General features: G+C 42.3%; 3 protein-coding genes. 1 reads left to right on the forward strand and 2 read right to left on the reverse strand.

All coding sequences use genetic code 11. From position 1 onward, the window contains the following. Both PX481_RS14710 and PX481_RS14715 read right to left on the reverse strand, forming a co-directional pair. Positions 1 to 451: hypothetical protein (locus PX481_RS14710; protein ID WP_288094835.1), on the reverse strand; the 451-nt coding region annotated here is incomplete at its 3' end. 74 nt (positions 452 to 525) lie between these two features. Then, positions 526 to 2535, reverse strand: a complete 2010-nt coding sequence (locus PX481_RS14715; protein WP_288094837.1) for a histidine kinase dimerization/phospho-acceptor domain-containing protein — start codon at positions 2533 to 2535, stop codon at positions 526 to 528. Positions 2536 to 2745: 210 nt separating this feature from the next. Between PX481_RS14715 and petG the strand changes: the two genes are divergently transcribed. Further along, on the forward strand, positions 2746 to 2862 hold the full coding sequence (gene petG / locus PX481_RS14720; protein WP_288094839.1) for a cytochrome b6-f complex subunit V: 117 nt from the start codon (positions 2746 to 2748) through the stop codon (positions 2860 to 2862). Positions 2863 to 2889 lie beyond the last annotated feature (27 nt).

A 2889-nucleotide genomic window follows, 5' to 3' on the forward strand; every position in this document is an offset into this window, starting at 1 on the left:
ATGGGTTGGGTATATTTTCTTGAGTATCGAATAACTGCACGTTATTGATGGTACAAACCATCCCCTGTTGTGCTGCTAATTTATCTCGCCATTGGCTTAATTGTTGTTGACCATTACTACCATTTAACCAGTAAACTGTCAACAGGCCGAGGGTTTGTTCTGGTTCACAGGAAAAGCCGAGAGTTTTATCGGGTATGTCGGTATTTCCCTCACGACATTGCCAACCTTGTTTTTCAATTAATTCTTTCCAACCTTTCTCTTCTTTAGCAGCCACGGCAATGCGTTGATCTCCTCGGTTACAAAGCCAATTTTTCTGCTGGGTGGGATCATTGGGTAGATCACCAAGATTGGGGGAATTTTGCTTGATTGGGGGAAGCGAGGGGACTTGAGCATGAACGGAAAAAATCGGTAGTATTAAGAAAGTACCGATGAGCATTTTTAACAGTTTCATCCTTTAAAATTGCCATATTTAGGGATTTATGCCTTTAGAATATCACGTTTTTGAGATCTAGATAAAATACTCTCTTAAGATATGTTTAAATCTCTAATGATGGTTTCGATCGCATCAAAGGAAAATTCTCTGGCTAACTGTTGTAAACCTTGGGCAAGGGTAGCATAATCGGGGGGAATTTCTGCGGTTAGGGCGATAATTTTTTCATCATCACATTCTCGCGCCGCTTGTTGCAATTGTCTAATCCAGACGGGACTGATTAATTTTAATAGGGATTGCAGGGAATCGAGGAAAACTGGCGAATAATTGGGTTGATTTGGCTCATTATCGGCATAAATATATTTTAATCCTAAATATTCGCCCATTTTTTGCCAGATAACTTCTTCTCGGAAAGGTTTACGCACGAAATCATCACAACCGGCGGCAATAACCAAGGCGCGATCCTCTTCAAAAGCACTGGCAGTTAGGGCAATTATCACCGTTTTTCCGCGATTATCAGCCTCTAACTGCCGAATTTCCCTAGTTGCTTCGTAACCGTCCTTCACCGGCATTCTCATGTCCATCCAGATAAGATGAGGTTGCCATGCTTGCCAAATTGCGATCGCTTCTTGACCATTAGCGGCCTCTTGCACGGATAATCCTAGGGTAGTCAGGAGTTTCAGCAACAGCAAACGGCTTTCCGGTCGATCATCGACGACTAATATGCGATATTTAGGCTGATTTTCGGCTAAAGCGATTACTTTTGCCCTATTGGTTTCGGTTTTAATCTCATTTTCCCCCACCAAACCCACCTGAATATCAAAACTAAAAATACTTCCTTGACCCAGAATACTACTAACTCCGATCGCACCCCCCATCAACTCAACAAATTTTTTACTGATAGGTAAACCCAATCCTGTCCCCTGTTGGGATTTTCGTCCCGTTTCCGTTTGGTTAAAGGGTTGAAATAGCTTATAAATCTCCTCTGGGGCGATTCCTGCGCCTGTGTCTTCAATTTCCCAAAGCAATCGCTGATAATCTCCTCTTTTCTCCCCTAATTTTCCCCGGAGAGTTACCCCTCCCGACTCGGTAAACTTCAATCCGTTACCCAAGAGATTGATTAACACCTGTCGCAATTTGCTTTCATCAGTATAAATATACTGAGGAAGCTCGGAGCTGCGATCAAAAATTAAGCTTAAAGCTTTTGTCTGCGCTTGTGGACGGAGCATTTCGGCAATATTATCTAAAAGAGCGTATAAATCGAAATTACTAGGGTTAAAAACCGTTCTTCCTGCTTCTATCTTCGACATTTCTAGAATATCGTTGATTAACTCTAATAAATGTTCCCCGCTACGATTGACAATTTCCAAATATTGGCGATATTCACTGCTGATGCTGCTATCCCGGGATATTAAGCGAGTAAAACCCAAGATAGCATTAAGAGGAGTGCGTAATTCGTGGCTCATGTTAGCTAGAAACTCACTTTTAGCTTTATTTGCCTTAACTGCCGCTTCTTTAGCTTCTTTTAACTCTTTTTCCGCTTCATATCTACTTTGTGCGATCGCAATTAATTCTCCCAGCAACCGCACAAAGGTGACATCTTCCCCTGTCCATTGCTTTTCTGCACTTGCATCCAATCCCAGATAACCCACCGTTATCCCACAACTATCCCACATGGGAACGATTAAGAGACAGGGAGTAGAACTATGAGCGAGAATAGTTCTTTCAGGGATAGCAGTAGCGGGTAAATCTTCTAAAGAGTTTATTTTAACTGGAATACCGTTTAATAATTGTTCCGAAAACCAGGGAAAGGTTTCCGTCGAGAGATTTTGTGATTGTTCCCGAATCGGGACAACTTGCGGATAGTCGGGGTGACAGTATTCATAAACCATACTCCACTGCTGACGACAGGTAGAATATTGAATAATGTAACAGTGAGCGCTCTGGGTAAATTGACAGAGCAGTTCTAGGGTATGATCGATCGCCAAGTGGATATCTTGAGAAATTAGTAATCTTGTCACCCGCGAGAGCAAATTATCGCGATAGGCCTGCATTTCTAGGGCTTTTTCCCGTTTTTTAGACTCTAGTTCCTCAAAATCACTCATAATCAGTTATCAGTTATTAGTTATCAGTTATCAGATGTCAGTTATCAGATGTGGGTTTTCAGTTCACTGATTACTGTTCACTGTTCACTGTTCACTGAAAATACACCCCACACCCCACTTAAGAAGTATGTACGATCGCCCTATCTTTCGCGGGCAACCCCTGCTAGGATAAAATACGGGTGAAAAATTGCTAATCCAAGGAGTACAGACGTGATTGAACCTTTAGTGCTAGGGATTGTCCTAGGCTTAATTCCCATTACCCTAGCGGGTTTGTTCGTTGCCGCCTATTTACAGTACACACGGGGCAATCAATTCGGCTTAGACTAAATCTATCACGCCAATCCCCCGAATTGA

This window comes from Microcystis sp. M53603_WE2, from assembly GCF_030065435.1.

Excerpts from the sequence above, each read along its gene's own strand:
- PX481_RS14715 (WP_288094837.1), bottom strand. The coding sequence starts at position 2,535 with ATGAGTGATTTTGAGGAACTAGAGTCTAAAAAACGGGAAAAAGCCCTA.